The 16,961-nt window shown below is 43.9% G+C and carries 13 protein-coding genes; 10 read left to right on the plus strand and 3 right to left on the minus strand.

The genetic code is table 11. The features are described from left to right. Positions 1–10: 10 nt before the first annotated feature. Complete coding sequence (locus tag BLR84_RS19110; protein WP_090471321.1) at positions 11–817, plus strand: DUF5672 family protein; 807 nt, start codon at positions 11–13, stop codon at positions 815–817. On the opposite strand, the gene BLR84_RS19115 is transcribed toward BLR84_RS19110, so the two are convergent. Continuing rightward, positions 814–1,731, minus strand: a complete 918-nt coding sequence (locus BLR84_RS19115) for a glycosyltransferase (protein WP_090471323.1) — start codon at positions 1,729–1,731, stop codon at positions 814–816. The genes BLR84_RS19110 and BLR84_RS19115 overlap by 4 nt on opposite strands. A gap of 158 nt (positions 1,732–1,889) precedes the next feature. Further along, on the minus strand, positions 1,890–2,555 hold the full coding sequence (locus BLR84_RS19120; protein WP_090471325.1) for a porin family protein: 666 nt from the start codon (positions 2,553–2,555) through the stop codon (positions 1,890–1,892). Between the two features lie 230 nt (positions 2,556–2,785). On the opposite strand from BLR84_RS19120, the gene BLR84_RS19125 reads away from it, so the two are divergent. Then, positions 2,786–4,513 (plus strand): glycoside hydrolase family 3 protein, encoded by a 1,728-nt coding sequence (locus BLR84_RS19125; protein WP_090471327.1) that lies wholly within the window; start codon positions 2,786–2,788, stop codon positions 4,511–4,513. 13 nt (positions 4,514–4,526) lie between these two features. Here BLR84_RS19125 and BLR84_RS19130 read toward each other — a convergent pair whose 3' ends face one another. Then, positions 4,527–5,093, minus strand: a complete 567-nt coding sequence (locus BLR84_RS19130; protein WP_090471329.1) for a hypothetical protein — start codon at positions 5,091–5,093, stop codon at positions 4,527–4,529. An 88-nt stretch (positions 5,094–5,181) separates the two neighbouring features. On the opposite strand from BLR84_RS19130, the gene BLR84_RS19135 reads away from it, so the two are divergent. The 8 genes from BLR84_RS19135 to BLR84_RS19165 all read left to right on the plus strand — a co-directional run bounded on the left by BLR84_RS19135 (position 5,182) and on the right by BLR84_RS19165 (position 16,889). Beyond that, the gene (locus tag BLR84_RS19135; protein WP_090471331.1) at positions 5,182–8,352 is read left to right on the plus strand and encodes an ATP-dependent helicase; all 3,171 of its coding nucleotides are present in this window, start codon (positions 5,182–5,184) and stop codon (positions 8,350–8,352) included. Positions 8,353–8,451: 99 nt separating this feature from the next. Next, the gene (locus tag BLR84_RS19140; protein WP_176852107.1) at positions 8,452–8,994 is read left to right on the plus strand and encodes a transposase; all 543 of its coding nucleotides are present in this window, start codon (positions 8,452–8,454) and stop codon (positions 8,992–8,994) included. A gap of 98 nt (positions 8,995–9,092) precedes the next feature. Then, positions 9,093–10,439 carry a M28 family peptidase gene (locus BLR84_RS19145; RefSeq protein ID WP_090471336.1) on the plus strand — a complete coding sequence of 449 codons (1,347 nt, stop codon included), beginning with the start codon at positions 9,093–9,095 and terminating at the stop codon, positions 10,437–10,439. 249 nt (positions 10,440–10,688) lie between these two features. Next, a complete protein-coding gene (locus BLR84_RS30595) occupies positions 10,689–10,832 on the plus strand; it encodes a DUF6728 family protein (RefSeq protein WP_310096167.1) in 144 nt (47 codons plus the stop codon). Continuing rightward, entirely contained in the window at positions 10,829–11,206 is a 378-nt protein-coding gene (locus tag BLR84_RS19150; RefSeq protein WP_090471338.1) for a RidA family protein, read from the plus strand. Before BLR84_RS30595 ends, BLR84_RS19150 begins: the two co-directional genes overlap by 4 nt. Before the next feature lie 203 nt (positions 11,207–11,409). Then, a complete protein-coding gene (gene recG / locus BLR84_RS19155; protein WP_090471340.1) occupies positions 11,410–13,509 on the plus strand; it encodes an ATP-dependent DNA helicase RecG in 2,100 nt (699 codons plus the stop codon). A 329-nt stretch (positions 13,510–13,838) separates the two neighbouring features. Beyond that, positions 13,839–15,218, plus strand: a complete 1,380-nt coding sequence (locus BLR84_RS19160) for a M20/M25/M40 family metallo-hydrolase (protein ID WP_090471342.1) — start codon at positions 13,839–13,841, stop codon at positions 15,216–15,218. A gap of 348 nt (positions 15,219–15,566) precedes the next feature. Further along, positions 15,567–16,889, plus strand: coding sequence for an MFS transporter (locus tag BLR84_RS19165; protein ID WP_255366990.1), 1,323 nt, complete (start codon positions 15,567–15,569; stop codon positions 16,887–16,889). The last annotated feature ends 72 nt before the right edge of the window (positions 16,890–16,961 follow it).

A 16,961-nucleotide genomic window follows, 5' to 3' on the forward strand; every position in this document is an offset into this window, starting at 1 on the left:
AATCCCTATAATGATGCATAGTGCAGTTGTTGTCATTCCGGTTTATAAGCCCGAATTATCGGAGTACGAAAGAATTGCGCTTATACAGTGCCAGGCTGTTTTATCAAAATATAACATCGTATTTGCGAAGCCAAAGAGCCTGGAAATTGATTTCAAAATTGCTGATGTGCAATTTTCAACGTTATCATTTGATGACCATTATTTTGAAGATATCCATGGCTACAACCGCCTGATGCTATCTGCCGATTTTTATGAAAGTTTCGGGGAGTATGAATACATGCTTATTTATCAGCTTGATGCCTTTGTATTTACAGATCAGCTTGATTATTGGTGCAGTCAGGCCTATGATTATATCGGCGCCCCCTGGTTTGCAGTTAAAGATCCCTCCAATATTTTTGATCAATTAATAAATCAGATCAAGAATTACTTCTATGTAAGATATAATGTAAAGCATAAGGACGGTATGCCCAAAATTGGTAAGCAATTGGCCGGCAGAGTGGGTAACGGAGGGTTTTCGCTAAGAAAAACCGAGGTGTTTATTAAGTATTGTATCCAATACAAATCACTGATAGAGCATTACTGTTCATTACGGCACGCCTGGTTTAATGAGGATATTTTTTGGAGTATTGAACTAAACCGAAAAAAGCAACAGCTCAGGATACCTAAACTGAAAAAAGCCTTAAAATTTGCTTTTGAAACCCGCCCGGAAAAAGCTTTAGAAATAAATAAAGGTCAATTGCCTTTTGGATGCCATGCCTGGGATAAAAATATTGATTTCTGGCGCCCGTTTTTTAAAGTTTATGGATATGAAGTTTAACTTTCTGCAAGTTGTTTATTATTCACCCGGGCACTATCTAAAGTCAGGTACTTTTTAAGAATGTAAAAATTCAACTTCAGAAAAAGCTTTAGATCAAGCGTTAAGAATTTGTTATTCTTCCATAACATATTAAATGCTGTAGAAATTGGATACTCAAATTTAATCAGTTGTTCTATAAAATCTTTAAATGTTGTTTTTTCGATATAAATAACCTGTTTAGGAGTAAGCGGTTCAATATTTACAGGTAAGTGCTCACTCCATTTATTATGCAGTTTTAAGTTCTCGTTCATCCATGTTCTGTCGTAATGCCCTTCTGAGAAATGATCAAGTAAAATCTCAAAAGTAACGGCAACCTTATATTTTTGGCCAACTGATAAGGAAAAGTCGATATCATATCCGTGGAACCCCCAAAAAGTATTTTCGTCAAACATGGTTCCCCTGGCAATTTTTCTGGTGGTGCAAAGCCACACCCCATCAACACAAGCTACTTCGGATATTGTTTCATTGTTAGGATTGCGGTGAACATGTTTGGTTTGCTTTTTCTTATGCTTAAAAGATTGTAATAAATTGGTGTAGGTAGTATCCACACCCATACCTCCCCATCCCGAAGGTGTTACTGGTTTATAGCTGCTGCCAGCCACACCAACTAAGCCTAACTCCGTATCGTTATGAAATGATTGAATGATCTTTTGCCCCCAGTTATTGGTTTTAATCAACACGTCTTCGTGCATAAAGCATAAAATATCGTATTGGGCCTTTAAAATTCCCCTATTGTAAACAGCGCAGATCCCCTGTTTACCCTCACTGTTATCAGTGGCAATAATTTCATACGGAACGCCAATGGTTGTTGAAATATTTTCACTTACCTGGCTAAGGAGGTTTTTATTGGCCGAACAAATAATTATAGATATCATGGAGCAAACGGCAAATGTAAAGTATGTTTAATAGTTAATTAAATTAAATAACTCGTTAAATAAACTTTTGTTATACAGTAAAGCTGTTAATACGCAAAATGCTGTAGGTTCGCTACAGCATTTTGCACTATTTTCTGGAAATGTTCTAAAATATACTTTTACTGAAACTTAAATCCCAATCCGATCTGCCAAACCTGGTTGCGGAAGTCGGGCAAGTCAGCCTCATTGGAAGCGTTCCTGGAAAGGTCAATGTTGTAACGGCCCCTGATCTCTACATTACGGTTAATATCAAAACTAAGGCCTACTACACCGGCTACATAGCTTTGGTCGCCCTGGTGACCGTCATAGCGGGTCTCTACATTAGTGCCAAAGTCCCGGTAAGTGTCCCGTTGCGAAGTTAAAAAGGTAAGCTGCGGACCAATTAAGAAATTAAACCCGGGCACGATCTTGAATTTTGCCAGTAAGGGAACGTCGATATAGTTGGTACGTTCGGTAAAATGGGAGTTTTCAAGATCTGCACTGTAGCCTTTTTGCGAAAATAATACTTCGGGGGCGAACGAAAAATAATTGGTAACAGGAACATCCAGTGTGAGCCCGACATTGAAGGCTGCAATACTGTTCGAGCTAAAACGGGAATCATAAGCGTCAAGCGAATTCGCGACGTTCAGACCGGCGGTAAACCCTACTTTGATCTGATTATCGTTATACGGTCTGCGTTGTTCATGCCTCACATAACGGCGTGGCCTGCGTGGTCCGTAATAAGTTTGTGCACTTGCCGCGCCTGCAGCAAATAAACATATTGCAAAAAAGATAAATTTTTTCATTTTTTTATTTGTTTTTAACGGTAGTGGAACAAATTACAGGCACTCTATTTTTATTACGGCCTGCAACCGTTCCTTGATTATTTTGATTTATACATGCATAGAGTAAAAATTAACGCAAAGGTTTATTTTTAATATCCAATAATTAGTTTCAGCTATATTTCTTCATGAAATCTTCAAAATCCCGGTGCCAGATACTAATTACATAATACTATTTTGTACTACATTTGACCATGCCAAAATTCAATAACGGTATTTGCTGCACCTTAATTGTAGCACTTAATTTTATTGCAGTTAATGCTTTTGCTCAAAAAGAAAGCTATATACAAAGCCTCAATACGAAAAACCGGTGGGTTGATTCTGTTTATAATAAACTAAATCGCAGGCAAAGGGTAGCACAGCTGCTTTTTGTAAGGGCGCATACCAATAAAGGCAAAGCGTATGAAGATTCTGTTGCCCGGGTGATCAAGGAGCAGCAGGTAGGCGGCCTCGTGTTTTTTCAGGGTGGTCCCGGCAGGCAGGCCATTCTGGTTAACAAATATCAAAAGCTGGCAGAGGTGCCCTTGCTCATCTCTATGGATGGCGAATGGGGCCTGGGCATGCGCCTGGATTCCACCATATCATATCCATACCAGATGACATTGGGTGCTATACAGGATAATAACCTGATATACAAAATGGGGCAGCAGGTGGCTTATGATTTTAAGCGGCTGGGTATCCAGATAAACTTTGGACCCGATATGGATATCAATAATAACCCGAACAACCCGGTGATCAATTACCGCTCCTTTGGCGATAATATGTATAATGTGGCCAAAAAAGGAATAGCCTATTTTAAGGGTATGCAGGATGCCGGTTTGCTAACCACGGCCAAACATTTCCCGGGGCATGGCGATACCAATGTTGATTCGCACCTGGATCTGCCTTTATTACCCTACAGTCGTGCCCGCCTGGATTCGCTCGAAGAGTATCCTTTTCGGGAGGCTATTAACGCAGGCATCAGTGGCATTATGATAGCACATATGAACATCCCCGCGCTGGATAGCACCAAACATTTACCTTCAACCCTGTCGCGCCCAATTGTAACGGGCGTTTTGAAAGATTCGCTGCGGTTTAAGGGACTGGTGGTATCAGATGCGATGGAGATGAAAGGTGTTACCAAATATTTCCCCAATGGCGAGGCTGATGTGAAAGCTTTTTTGGCCGGTAATGATATTATTGAACTGTCAGAAAATTCAGACCGCGCCATTAAGCTCATCCGGAAGGCGATACGTAAAGGATTGATCAGTCCCGAAGAGTTTCAAACTAAAGTAAAAAAGGTGCTGACGGCTAAATACTGGGCAGGTCTGAACCGCCGACCACAGGTTTCGCCGGTAAATTTAAATGAAGACTTGAACCGCCAGACCGCTAAGGACCTTGTACAGCAACTAAGTGACGCCGCGGTAACTTTGTTAAAAGGCAATTCTGCTGCGTTGAAACTGAACCCATTTTTGAAAACAGCCATTGTAAGTATTGGGGTTGATGCGCCTACCGTTTTTCAGCAGGAAATGGCCAAAAGCTTCCCTAACTGCCGCATATTTATGGTAGCTAAAAATGCCCCGGCTATTGAGGTGAGGAATATCATGAACTGGTTAAAACAGTACAACCAGGTAATAGTGGGTGTGCATGATACCCGCCTGCGCCCGCAAAGTAAGCTGGATTACAGCAGCGATGTGCGCCAGATGATAAGCGACCTGGCTGCACGCAAAGGAACGGTGATGAGCGTTTTTGCCAATGCCTATACCATAGCGGGTTTACCTGGTATCGAAAAAAGCAATGCCTTGCTGGTATGTTATCAAATGAGTGCTGAGTTGCAAAAGTCGGCAGCTAAGGTAATCGCCGGTACGTTAAAGCCAACCGGTAAATTGCCGGTGAGTGTTAATGCCTCTTTCACAACGGGAACGGGCCTTGGCTTACAGTAAGGGTAACAAAATGTTAGGCCAGATTCTTATCGGTGAGGATCTTTTTTTGGATTAACAAGTTTAACAGGTATTTGCCTTCCGCTTCATCAATATTTTCGCCAAACCGGATGGTTTTCATGCCATAATCAAATGCAATGGTGCCGATAGTGTTGCGCCCATTAAATGACCAATTATACCTGCCAAAGCCTGTGTTTATTTGATCGTCCTGTATGCGGAAACTCTCGCATGAGTTAAGATCATAAAAGGTGGTTTTGCTTAATGGATCGCCCTGCCTTTTCATGATCAGGACACCTTTACCAATTTCGATACACTCCTTACCCAGGAATTGCCAGTAAATTGTTTTGAGAACAAATATGCCTCCCAGGGTCCATCCAGTCAGCCAAACCATCATAAACATATCGGCGCCTCTGTTGGTTGAATCAAGTACGGTCCTGATAGCCGTTGTTTCACCAAAGAACCAGCCGCAAAGCCAAACACACATAAAAAGTGTAATAAAATAATTTTTTTTTGAAGGTATAGTGATTCTTACGGAGTCAAAATTATCCTCGATAATTGCTCTGCCTTGATAAGGTAATTCCATATTTAATATGCCCCTTAAAGATCATATAAATTATGATGTTTGCAAATTATATTAATGTATCGGGCCTTTCCTATCTTTACTAAACAATATGCAATCTAACTTAAATAAGTATAACGATAAATTTCAGGCAGCATTAGCCGGTTTAAACCCCGAGCAACTGGCAGCAGTTAATAAAATGGATGGGCCGGTACTGGTAGTAGCCGGACCGGGTACGGGCAAAACTCAGATCCTGGCCGCCCGTATAGGTAAAATATTAACCGATACCGATGCCCTGGCCAGCGAGATCCTGTGCCTTACCTATACAGATGCAGGCGCGGTGGCCATGCGTAAACGTTTGTTTGAGTTCATAGGTCCCGATGCATACCGCATCAATATATATACCTTCCATGCTTTTTGTAACGAGATCATTCAGGAAAACCTGGAATATTTTGGTAAGCTGAACCTGGAATCATTGTCTGATCTGGAATCGGCCATGCTGTTTCGCGAATTGGTTGATGAGTTTGGCAACGATCATTTACTCAAACGCTTTACCGGCGATATTTACTACGATACCAAACGCCTCAAAGACTTGTTCTCGACTATGAAACGAGAGAACTGGGACATCGATCTGATCACCAGGGCCGTTCAGGAATACCTGGATGATATCCCCAACCGGGAGGAGTTTGTATACAAACGCGCCAATGCTAAAACAGGCATTAAGGTTGGCGACCCTAAACAGAAGGATATCGATGCCGCTCATGAAACCATGAGCAAATTGCTGGCAGCGGTAGGCGAATACAAAAACTACGACGCCAAAATGAAAGCCCGCGGCCGGTATGATTATGACGACATGATCATCTGGGTGCTCAAAGCTTTCCGGGATAATGAAGAGATATTGCGTAAATACCAGGAGCGTTATCAGTATATTCTGGTGGATGAGTTTCAGGATACTAGTGGTTCGCAAAATGAGTTGCTGCGGTTTTTACTGAGCTACTGGGATGTGCCCAACGTATTTGTTGTGGGCGATGATGACCAGTCGATCTTTAAATTTCAGGGAGCCAACATGAAAAACATCCTTGATTTTGCGACAGATTATGTGGATACCCTGCATACCGTAGTGCTCAAACATAACTATCGCTCCAACCAGCACATCCTGGATATTTCAAGGGCGCTCATCAATAATAATTTTGAAAGGTTGACCAGTCAGCTCAAGCTGGATAAAGACCTGCGCGCATCGCACGGTCGTTTTGCGGAGCTGACCGTGGAGCCCGTGATCAATGAATATGAAAACCCCGACCAGGAGCTGGTGGACGTATCGGCACAGATAAAAGCATTGATCGATAAAGACACCCCCCCCGGCGAGATCGCGGTGATCTACCGTAATCACAGCCAGGTGGAAGAAATGATCAAATACCTCGACATTCAGAAGATTGCGGTAAACACCAAGCGCAAGATCGATATCCTGACCCAGCCCTTTGGCGAAAAGATCATCAATATTCTGCGCTACCTGGCTATGGAACTGGATTCGCCTTATAGCGGTGACGAGCTGCTGTTCGAGATCATGCATTATGATTTCTTTAACATCGCCCCCATTGAAATTGCCAAGGCCAGCATCGCGGTAGCTAAAGAAAATTATGGGGCGGTAACGGGTAATAAACCCAAAACATCTATCCGCCGCTACGTGAGTGAATTGCGCGCGCCATTGCAGACCGACCTTTTTACCCCGGATAAGGTTACAGCGATGAAGTATCTCATTAATGATATTGATGAGTTGCTGCAATCGGCGGTGAGTAAAACCTTGCAGGCACTTTTTCAGGATGTGATAGCCAAAATGGGCATCCTGCGGTACATCATGCAGCAAACGGATAAGGGCGGCCATATGCAAATGCTTACCAGCTTTTTTGATTTCCTGAAGGACGAGAGCCGCAAGAACCCCGAAATTAAGCTCACCGAACTGATAGCTACCATCGAGCTGATGAAGAAGAATAATATCCGGCTTGATCTGAACCAGGTGATCTTTTCTGATAATGGGGTTAACTTTTTAACCGCTCACGGCTCCAAAGGATTGGAATTTGAACATGTGTTTTTTATAGGCTGCGACAAACGTACCTGGGATGGCAAAGGTCGTAATACAGGCTTCAGTTACCCCGATACCTTAACCCAGGCTGCCTCTGACGATATTGCCCAAAAAGAAGAAGGCCGCCGCTTGTTTTATGTAGCGATAACCCGGGCCAAGCAGCATCTCTATATCTCGTACGCTAATAAGGACAAAAAAGCCAAAGACCAGGAAGCAAGCCAGTTTGTGGGCGAGATACTGGCCAGTACCGATTTGCAGGTACATTATCCAAAAGTAACGGAAGAAGCGATGCTCGGTTTTTATGTTACCCAGTTTAGCGAAGCCGAAAAGCCAAAGGTTGAACTGCTGGATAAAAACTATATCAACCTGCTGCTGCAAAACTATACATTATCAGTAACCCATTTGAGCAGTTACCTGGATTGCCCGCTGCGGTTCTACTTCCAGTGTCTGATCAGGGTGCCATCGGGCAAAAGTCCATCGGCCACGTTTGGGCAGGCAGTGCATTGGGCACTTAATAAAACTTATAAATTGTTGAAGGACAATGACGACGAATTTTTGTCGACCGAACAGTTTATGAACGAATTTCGCTGGTACATGGCCCGTAATAAAGATTCTTTTACCAAGGATGAATATAAATTGCGTGTAGCCTACGGCGAAAAGATATTGCCGCCTTATTATGAAGAAAATGTAAACCATTGGAATAAAGTGGCCATCACCGAGCGCACCATCAAAAACATCGAAATAGGGGGCGTGCCCATCAAAGGTAACCTGGATAAAATGGAGTTTGACGGCAAGCATGTAACCGTGGTGGATTATAAAACAGGCAAGCTCAAAAACGCCAAGGACAAGTTGTTAAGGCCTACCAATGATTTCCCGAACGGTGGTGACTACTGGCGCCAGGGTGTGTTTTATAAAATACTGGTAGACCATGATCGCACCAATGATTGGGAAGTAGTAAGCACCGTGTTTGATTTTGTAGAGCCGGTAAGTGAAGGCGAATATCACCGTGAAAAATTTGTGATCAGCCCCGATGATATGGACATCGTGACCGAACAGATCAAAGACACTCATGCCAAAATAATGGCACATGATTTTAATACCGGCTGCGGCAAAAAAGAATGCGACTGGTGCCATTTTGTAAAAAGCAATTTCAAACAGGTAGACGAAATGTTACAAACCGCAAGCGAGGAAGAAGAGGAATAAATAAAAAAATGTAGAGACGCATATTTGCGTCTCCCAGCATGTAGATCAAAATAAATAGGTCAGGAGACGCAAATATGCGTCTCTACAACAAAAAGGAAAGTGGAAGATAAATTTCAGAAGAAATATCGTGTATCCTCGCCGCGGTTACCAGGATGGGATTACGGCTCACATGGGCTTTATTTTGTCACCATTTGTACAAAAGACCGCATTCCCTATTTTGGTGAAATTATTCAGACCGATATTTCAGAGATCGCAATGTTAAGAAAAACGGAAATAGCCGAAATTGCATCTGATAACTGGTTGAAGATAGGAGAATTTCATCCATATGTTATTCCTGAAGATTTTGTTGTTATGCCAGATCACTTACATGGGATATTGTTTTTCAATAAACCTAATAAGACCACATGGGAAACTAATAAATTTGGCGGTCAAAGAAATAATCTTGCATCTGTTTTAAGAGGTTATAAAGGATCCGTGAAGCAATACGCAGATAAGAACAACATTGAATTTGCCTGGCAACCTCGTTATTATGATAGGGTGATAAGAGATAAGAAAGAGCATGAAAATATTCGAGAATATATTTATGATAACCAGGGGAACTGGCTTTTAAATAAACATGGATTTGAAAATTTATATTTATAAAACATGATCAATAGGAGACACATGTAATGTGTCTCTACAATGAAAAAACGTAGAGACGCATCACATGCGTCTCCCAATAGACAAAGCATCAAAAACTCATGAAACACCTAAAACTATTCATTCTTCTCTTATTATCGCTGCCCGCCGCAGCCCAAACCATCATCAAACCCGATGCAGGGATTAAGCAAATGGTGGATGAGATATCTTCCAAAAATATCGAGGCTACCATTCGCAAACTGGTAACCTTTAAAAGCAGGCATACCCTGAGCGATACCAGCAGCAAAACTACCGGAAGCGGCGCGGCGCGTAACTGGATCAAGGCCGAAATGGAAAAATATGCGACCCTTTCCAGCGGCAGGATGACCGTTCAGTTCGATACTTTTACACAACCTAAAGGTACGCGCATTGATAAGCCCGTAAAGCTTAAAAATGTACTGGCCATATTAAAAGGGACAGACCCTACGGATACCCGGGTGTATATTGTATCGGGTCATTATGATTCGCGTATCAATGATGTAATGGATGCCAATGGGGTTGAACCAGGCGCTAATGATGATGCTTCGGGCACTGCACTTTCTATGGAGTTGGCCAGGGTGATGGCTAAACGATCGTTCCCGGCTACCATTATTTTTGCGACTGTAGTAGGCGAGGAGCAAGGCCTGTACGGATCTGCCAACCTGGCCAAACGCGCCAAAGCTGAAAATTGGAATGTAGATGCCATGCTCAATAACGATATTGTAGGCAATACCCACGGCATGGAAACCGATCTGAAAGATAACCGCAGTGTACGTGTTTTTAGCGATGGTATACCCACCAATGCTACCGATAAGCAAGTGGCAGCACTGAAATCATTAGGCGGCGAAAATGATAGTCCATCGCGTGAGCTGGCCCGCTATGCCAAGGAAACCGGTGAGCGTTATGTGGATCAATTGGATGTAAAACTCATTTACCGTCGCGACCGTTACCTGCGCGGCGGCGATCATCTGCCTTTCCTGGAGCAGGGCTTTAGCGCGGTACGCTTCACTGAAATGAACGAGGATTTTAACCGTCAGCACCAAAACATCCGTACCGAAAATGGTGTGGATTATGGTGATCTGCCCGACTTTGTTGATTTTAACTATGTGCAAAAAGTAGCCCGCATGAACCTATCGGTACTGGCCAACCTGGCGTCGGCCCCGGCCCGCCCGCAAAATGTAGGGATCATCACCAGCGACCTTACCAATAAAACAAAACTAACCTGGGAGGCCCCGGCTACCGGCAAAAAACCGGCAGGCTACTATGTGCTCATGCGCGAAACCACCAGCGCCTTCTGGGAACGCAAATTTTATGTAACCGATACCACGACTACGCTGGCTTACTCTAAAGATAATTACTTTTTCGCCGTACAAGCTGTTGATGCGGATGGTCACGAGAGTTTACCGGTGTTTCCAAAGCCGATAAGGTAATAGCCTCACCCTGGCCCTCTCCAAAGGAGAGGGAGCTAAAAATACCATCATTGTCATTTCGATACGAGGTACGAGTGAGAAATCTTATACGTGATGCATAGCGCATGAGAATGTTGCAGAAGATTTTTCACTTCGTTCAAGAGATGGTTTCTCTCTTCGTTCGAAATGACAACGATTATTCAGTATGCAAATCAAAACCCTCTCCAAAGGAGAGGGTTAGGTGAGGCAAATTTTTATTAGTTTTGTGATATGTATTTTTTCAGAAAGAAAGATCCTAACAGGCCCACTAACATTAACCTGCGCATTATGCATTTTATTAATGCGCTGGCTATTCTTATGTTTTTGGCGGGGATCATTTACAAACTGATACAAGTGTTCATACTTAAAAAATGATGACAATAATAAACACCAATAACGCTCCGGCTCCTATCGGGCCATATAGCCAGGCTACCGCAGCCGGAAACTTTGTATTTGTATCGGGCCAGATCCCCCTTAATCCGGTTACCGGCGAACTGATAACCACCGGTATTACCGATGAGGCGGTGATGGTGATGGAAAATATCAAAGCCATTTTAACCGAGGCCGGTATCGGTTTTGAGAACATTGTAAAAACCAGCATATTTTTAACCGATCTGGGCAATTTTGGCCAGGTGAACGAGGTGTACGGAAAATATTTCACCGCCAATTTCCCGGCACGTGAAACCGTACAGGTATCTGCATTACCTAAAGGTGTAAATGTCGAGATCTCGGTTATTGCTGTAAAGTAAGAGCCTCACCCAACACTTTCCGTCAACTGGCGGAAAGTGTTGGTAATAAAACAAACATAAACTACACGTCATTGCGAGGAACGAAGCAATCTCTATGCTGTACAGAGCAAACAGAAAAGTTTAGAACCCGAATGACCGACCTGCCTGTGTAGAGATTGCTTCGTTCCTCGCAATGACGGTGGGTAAAATATTGAGCTTTATCTATGGATCCTTTTCAAACACCGCTTGTATATTTAAAAGGAGTGGGCCAGTCCCGCGCCGAGGTGTTGAAAAAAGAATTGGCGCTCGCTAATTTCGAGGATCTTTTACGTCATTTTCCGTTCCGGTATATCGACCGAACCCGTTTTTACAAGATCAAAGATATCCAGTCCGACTTGCCTTATGTGCAGGTGCTGGCACGTATTATCAACAAGCAGGTGGTTGGCGAAAAGCACACCAAACGCCTGGTAGTTATGGCTAAAGATGATACGGGCCTGTTGGAGTTGGTATGGTTCAAAGGCATCAACTGGATCGAAAAGACTATTGTGCCCGGGCAGGTATATGTTGTTTTTGGTAAACCCGGCTTTTTTAACGGACAGGCCCAGATGGCCCATCCCGAAATGGAGGTATACTCGCCGGGGGCACAACGGCAAGGCAATGCCAGTCTGCAACCCGTATATAACTCCACCGAAAAACTCAAGCAGTTTCAGCTGGATAGCAAGGGCATCCAGAAGATTACTTCTACTTTACTGGAACTACATGCACGCGATATCCGCGAGAACTTGCCGCTGTACATCATCCAAAAATTCAAACTCATCAGTAGGGCTGAAGCTTACCGCAATATCCATTTCCCGGCCGACGCGCGTTTACTGAATGAGGCCATCCTGCGTTTAAAATTCGAAGAACTGTTTTTACTGCAGCTCAAATTATTGCGCAATAAACTGTTGCATACCCAAAAATTCAAAGGCAATGTTTTTGGTACTGTTGGCCATTATTTTAATGATTTTTATCACCATAAACTACCTTTTGAATTAACTACCCCACAAAAACGGGTACTCAAAGAGATCCGGCAGGATACCCAGCGCGGCGTACAGATGAACCGCCTGTTACAGGGCGATGTAGGCAGTGGCAAAACCGTGGTGGCCCTCATGAGTATGCTCATAGCGGTCGACAACGGTTTCCAGACCTGTATTATGGCGCCTACCGAAATTCTGGCTACACAGCATTTCCAAACAGTAAAAGATTTGGTTGGTGACGATTTTATTGAAGTAGCCCTGCTTACCGGCTCCACCAAGCAAAAGGCCCGGAAAGCATTGCACGAAAAACTGGAAAGCGGCGAGCTTAAAATCCTCATCGGCACCCATGCGCTCATCGAGGATAAAGTACAGTTCAAAAACCTGGGTTTTGTGGTGATTGACGAGCAGCACCGTTTTGGTGTGGAGCAAAGGGCCAAACTATGGCGTAAAAACATCATACCGCCGCATGTACTGGTCATGACAGCTACGCCTATTCCCCGCACACTGGCAATGACGCTGTATGGCGACCTGGATGTATCCGTGATTGACGAATTACCGGCTGGTCGTAAACCCATTCAAACGCTTCATTTTTATGAGAACCAGCGCCTGCGAGTATTTGGTTTTATGAAAAGGGAAATAGCCCTGGGCCGGCAGATCTACGTGGTATACCCGCTGATACAGGAAAGCGAAAAGCTGGATCTGAAAAACCTGGAAGATGGCATCGCGGTAATGTCGCGGGAGTTTCCGCTGCCCGATTACCGTGTTAGCATTGTGCATGGTAAATTGAAAGCTGCCGACAAGGAATTTGAAATGCAGCGTTTTATTAAAGGTGAGACGCAGATCATGGTGGCTACTACCGTGATCGAAGTAGGGGTTAATGTGCCTAATGCCTCGGTGATGATCATTGAAAACGCCGAACGTTTTGGTCTTTCGCAATTGCACCAGTTGCGCGGCAGGGTAGGGCGCGGGGCCGAGCAATCCTATTGTATTTTGATGAGCAGCCACAAGCTGAGTCACGATGGTAAGATCAGGCTGGATACTATGGTGAAAACCAATAACGGTTTTGAAATATCTGAGATCGACCTGCAACTGCGTGGTCCCGGCAACCTGGAAGGTACCCAGCAAAGCGGTGTGCTCGACCTTAAATTAGCCAACCTGGCTACGGATCAGGAATTATTATTTAAGGTGCGTAAAGCCGTGGAACAGATTTTTGAAAAAGATCCGCAACTCGCCCTCCCCGAAAACCAGGTGCTGCATCACGCATTTGAAACCAAAAACGCGGGTTTAAGCTGGGATAAGATCTCGTGATAATAACATGAGCCCAATAACTCCTTGCGCTCATTTGCAAACCACAAATGTTGGGAAGACTAAAATGCTATAAAACTGATTAATGTAAACCCAACTAATTATGGTTTACAGTGTAAACCCACTTACGACAAGAAAATTAATGTAATTATCTTATTTTCAAATACATACAAAAGTGTAAACCATGAAAAGTGTAAACCATGTAAACCCACTTTTTAACAAAAATGACCCGCCTGTTCAGCGTAATAGGCTATGACTAAATAAATCTATTAACTCCAAATGCTCCTTTTCCTGTAAAATATTACATTTGTTAAAACTGATCTTAATATCACATGAAGAAATTTTCCCTGGTGCTGGCTACACTTTTCACAGCTTCCCTGCTGCATGCGCAGGATTCCTTAACTATACGAAAAATTTATGACGAGGCCCTGGTAAACGGCAAGGCTTATGAAAGTCTGCATTACCTGTGTAAAAATATTGGCGGACGGTTAAGCGGCTCGGCCAACGCGCAAAAAGCGGTGGAGTGGAGCAAAAAGCTGATGGAAAGCTATGGTTTTGATAAAGTTTATTTGCAAGAGGTAATGGTGCCTCATTGGGTGCGTGGCGAAAAAGAAACTGCTTTTATTATTGATGGTAAAACCCGTATCCCGGTGCCTATAGCTGCACTAGGCATGACTGTCGCTACCCCCAAAGAAGGTATCACTGCCAATGTGGTAGAAGTACGGAGTCTGAAAGAGTTGGAAACTTTGGGCGAAAGCGTGATCAACGGTAAGATCGTTTTCTTTAACCGTGCGTTCGATCCTCGTTTTATTGAAACTGGTCATGCCTATGGTACTGCCGGCGATCAGCGTTTTATGGGGCCTGCTACGGCAGCTAAATACGGCGCTGTAGGGGTTATTGTACGCTCCCTGACCGAAAGTATCGACGATTATCCACATACCGGCGCTACCTTATCAGGTCCGGGTACGCAGCAGATACCTGCCGCTGCTATATCAACTAAAGCAGCTGATAAGCTGAGCAATATGCTGCGTTTGCGTAAACTGCCATTGATAAAGTTTTACTTTAAACAAAGCTGCCAGTTATTGCCCGATGTATTATCGTACAACGTGATCGGTGAATTGACGGGGACCGAAAACCCCAATAAATTTATCAGTGTAGGTGGTCACCTGGATTCGTGGGACCTGGCCGAAGGCGCGCATGATGATGGCACGGGTGTAATGCAATCGGCCGAGGTGCTGCGTATATTTAAAGCGATAGGCTACCGTCCTAAAAACTCCGTACGTGCTGTATTTTTTATGAATGAAGAGAACGGTCATAAAGGCGGCACCAAATACGCCGAACTGGCCGCTCAAAATAAAGAGCAGCACATTGCCGCTATAGAAACAGATGAAGGTGGTTTTACCCCACGCGGATTTAGCTTTGATGGCGTATCCAATGATTTTATCAAAAATATCAACAGTAAATATAAAGCCATATTGGAGCCTTACGAGGTTGACAAACTGACCATTGGCGGCAGCGGTACTGATATTGAACCGATGAAAGAAAAACTGCCGGGCATAGTATTGATCGGTTACCGCCCCGATTCACAGCGCTATTTTGATATTCACCATACCCCGAACGATGTGTTTGAAAACGTAAACAAACGCGAACTGGAACTGGGCGCTGCCAGTATGGCCGCGTTTATTTACCTGATAGATCAGCATGGGCTGTAGATGTGCAGATGATTTAATTGATTAAATATGCAAGAGTTTTGTAGAGACGCATCACATGCGTCTCTTTTTTTGCGTTAAGGATAGCAGCGGATACCGGCCTGTGGTTAAGGCCCGTGCAGTATGAGCGGATAGCCTGCCCCGACGCAGGAGGGGAACGCCATGGAAAACAATTCTTCCATTAAACACCATTCATACTGAAGAAGATCCTTCGCGATAGCGAAGGATGACAAAAGGTCTTATTGCTTTCGATACCAACAATTACCCTAATTTGTCCAATAAAAAACCTGCTATCGGATTTAATATTCCCAAAATGGTATTGTAAATTTGCAGTACATCTAAAACAACACTGTGACCGAAGACGGAGATAGTAAACCCCAAAAAGTAGATTCCTTTGCAGCATTGCGATACAAAGATTTCAGGTCTTATGTTGGCATGCGCTTTTGTTTCACCTTTGCTTATCAAATGCAGGCCGTTGTTATCGGGTTTTATATTTACCAGGTCACTAAAAGTGTGTTTGCCCTGGGCCTGGTAGGCCTTTGCGAGGCTATACCGGCTATCGGCATAGCGCTGTACGGCGGCTATATTGCCGATAAATCTGAAAAACGAAAAATGCTGCTCATTATATTTGCTATGGTGATCCTCACTTCGCTGGTGATGTTTACCGTTACACTCAACAGCATGAGTGGTGTGATACATAAAGATTGGATTGTGCCCATTATTTTTGCCATGATATTTTGTAATGGTATAGCCCGTGCTTTTTATGGTCCGGCTACCTTTACGGTTTACGCGCACAGCATCCCTAAAGAGGTTTACCCTAACGGCAGTACCTGGAGCAGTTCCAGCTGGCAGGTGGCTTCTATTGTTGGGCCGGCTGCGGGTGGATTGATCTACGGTTATGCCGGTAAAATTATGCCCGGTTTAAGTGGTATTACCGCAACGTTTTCGGTTATTATATTTTTCCTGCTGATATCACTGGTGCTGGTTTTTTTCCTGCGCAAATATCCGCCAGTGTTTGTGCCGAAAGAGAGTATCTGGAAAAGCCTTTCAGAAGGGATCCACTTTGTGTTCCATAACAAAATGATGATCGGGGCCATGAGCCTCGACCTGTTCTCGGTGTTTTTTGGTGGCGCGGTGGCTTTGTTACCCGTATTTGCCAATGAGATACTCAAAGTAGGTGCCGAAGGTTTGGGTATTATGCGTGCCACAGCATCATTGGGCGCGGTACTCACCATGCTGGTCATGACACGTTTTTCGCCCATGGGTAAGCCATGGCGTAACCTGCTTATCGCGGTAACCGGCTTTGGTTTAAGTATCATTTGCTTTGGCCTGTCGCGCAGCTTTTATTTATCACTCTTCTTTATATTTACCGAGGGTGCTTTTGACAGCATCAGCGTAATTATCCGCGGTACCATTATGCAGCTGCTAACGCCCGATCATATGCGCGGCCGGGTATCTGCCGTAAACCAGATGTTCATAGGCTCATCCAACGAGATCGGCGCTTTTGAATCCGGAACTGCTGCTCGTTTGCTGGGTACGGTGCCTGCCGTAATATTTGGCGGCAGCATGACCATGCTTATTGTGGGTATCACTTACCTCAAAACCAAAAAACTCATTCCATTGTCGCTTAACCAGATACAGCCCCCTGCTGCTGAAGTTAAGTCTGTTGTGTAACAGATATATGTCAGTTGCGTCTTAGTTATTATCAATTCAACTTTATAACTTAGATTTTTTAGGACTGACATT

It is taken from the genome of Mucilaginibacter sp. OK268, assembly GCF_900103125.1.
GTDB lineage: Bacteria > Bacteroidota > Bacteroidia > Sphingobacteriales > Sphingobacteriaceae > Mucilaginibacter.

Coding starts and splice junctions, on each gene's coding strand:
- BLR84_RS19135 (WP_090471331.1), top strand. CDS start 5,182: ATGCAATCTAACTTAAATAAGTATAACGATAAATTTCAGGCAGCATTA.
- BLR84_RS19120 (WP_090471325.1), bottom strand. CDS start 2,555: ATGAAAAAATTTATCTTTTTTGCAATATGTTTATTTGCTGCAGGCGCG.
- BLR84_RS19130 (WP_090471329.1), bottom strand. CDS start 5,093: ATGGAATTACCTTATCAAGGCAGAGCAATTATCGAGGATAATTTTGAC.
- BLR84_RS30595 (WP_310096167.1), top strand. CDS start 10,689: ATGTATTTTTTCAGAAAGAAAGATCCTAACAGGCCCACTAACATTAAC.
- BLR84_RS19160 (WP_090471342.1), top strand. CDS start 13,839: ATGAAGAAATTTTCCCTGGTGCTGGCTACACTTTTCACAGCTTCCCTG.
- BLR84_RS19145 (WP_090471336.1), top strand. CDS start 9,093: ATGAAACACCTAAAACTATTCATTCTTCTCTTATTATCGCTGCCCGCC.
- BLR84_RS19110 (WP_090471321.1), top strand. CDS start 11: ATGATGCATAGTGCAGTTGTTGTCATTCCGGTTTATAAGCCCGAATTA.
- BLR84_RS19125 (WP_090471327.1), top strand. CDS start 2,786: ATGCCAAAATTCAATAACGGTATTTGCTGCACCTTAATTGTAGCACTT.
- BLR84_RS19115 (WP_090471323.1), bottom strand. CDS start 1,731: ATGATATCTATAATTATTTGTTCGGCCAATAAAAACCTCCTTAGCCAG.
- recG (WP_090471340.1), top strand. CDS start 11,410: ATGGATCCTTTTCAAACACCGCTTGTATATTTAAAAGGAGTGGGCCAG.
- BLR84_RS19150 (WP_090471338.1), top strand. CDS start 10,829: ATGATGACAATAATAAACACCAATAACGCTCCGGCTCCTATCGGGCCA.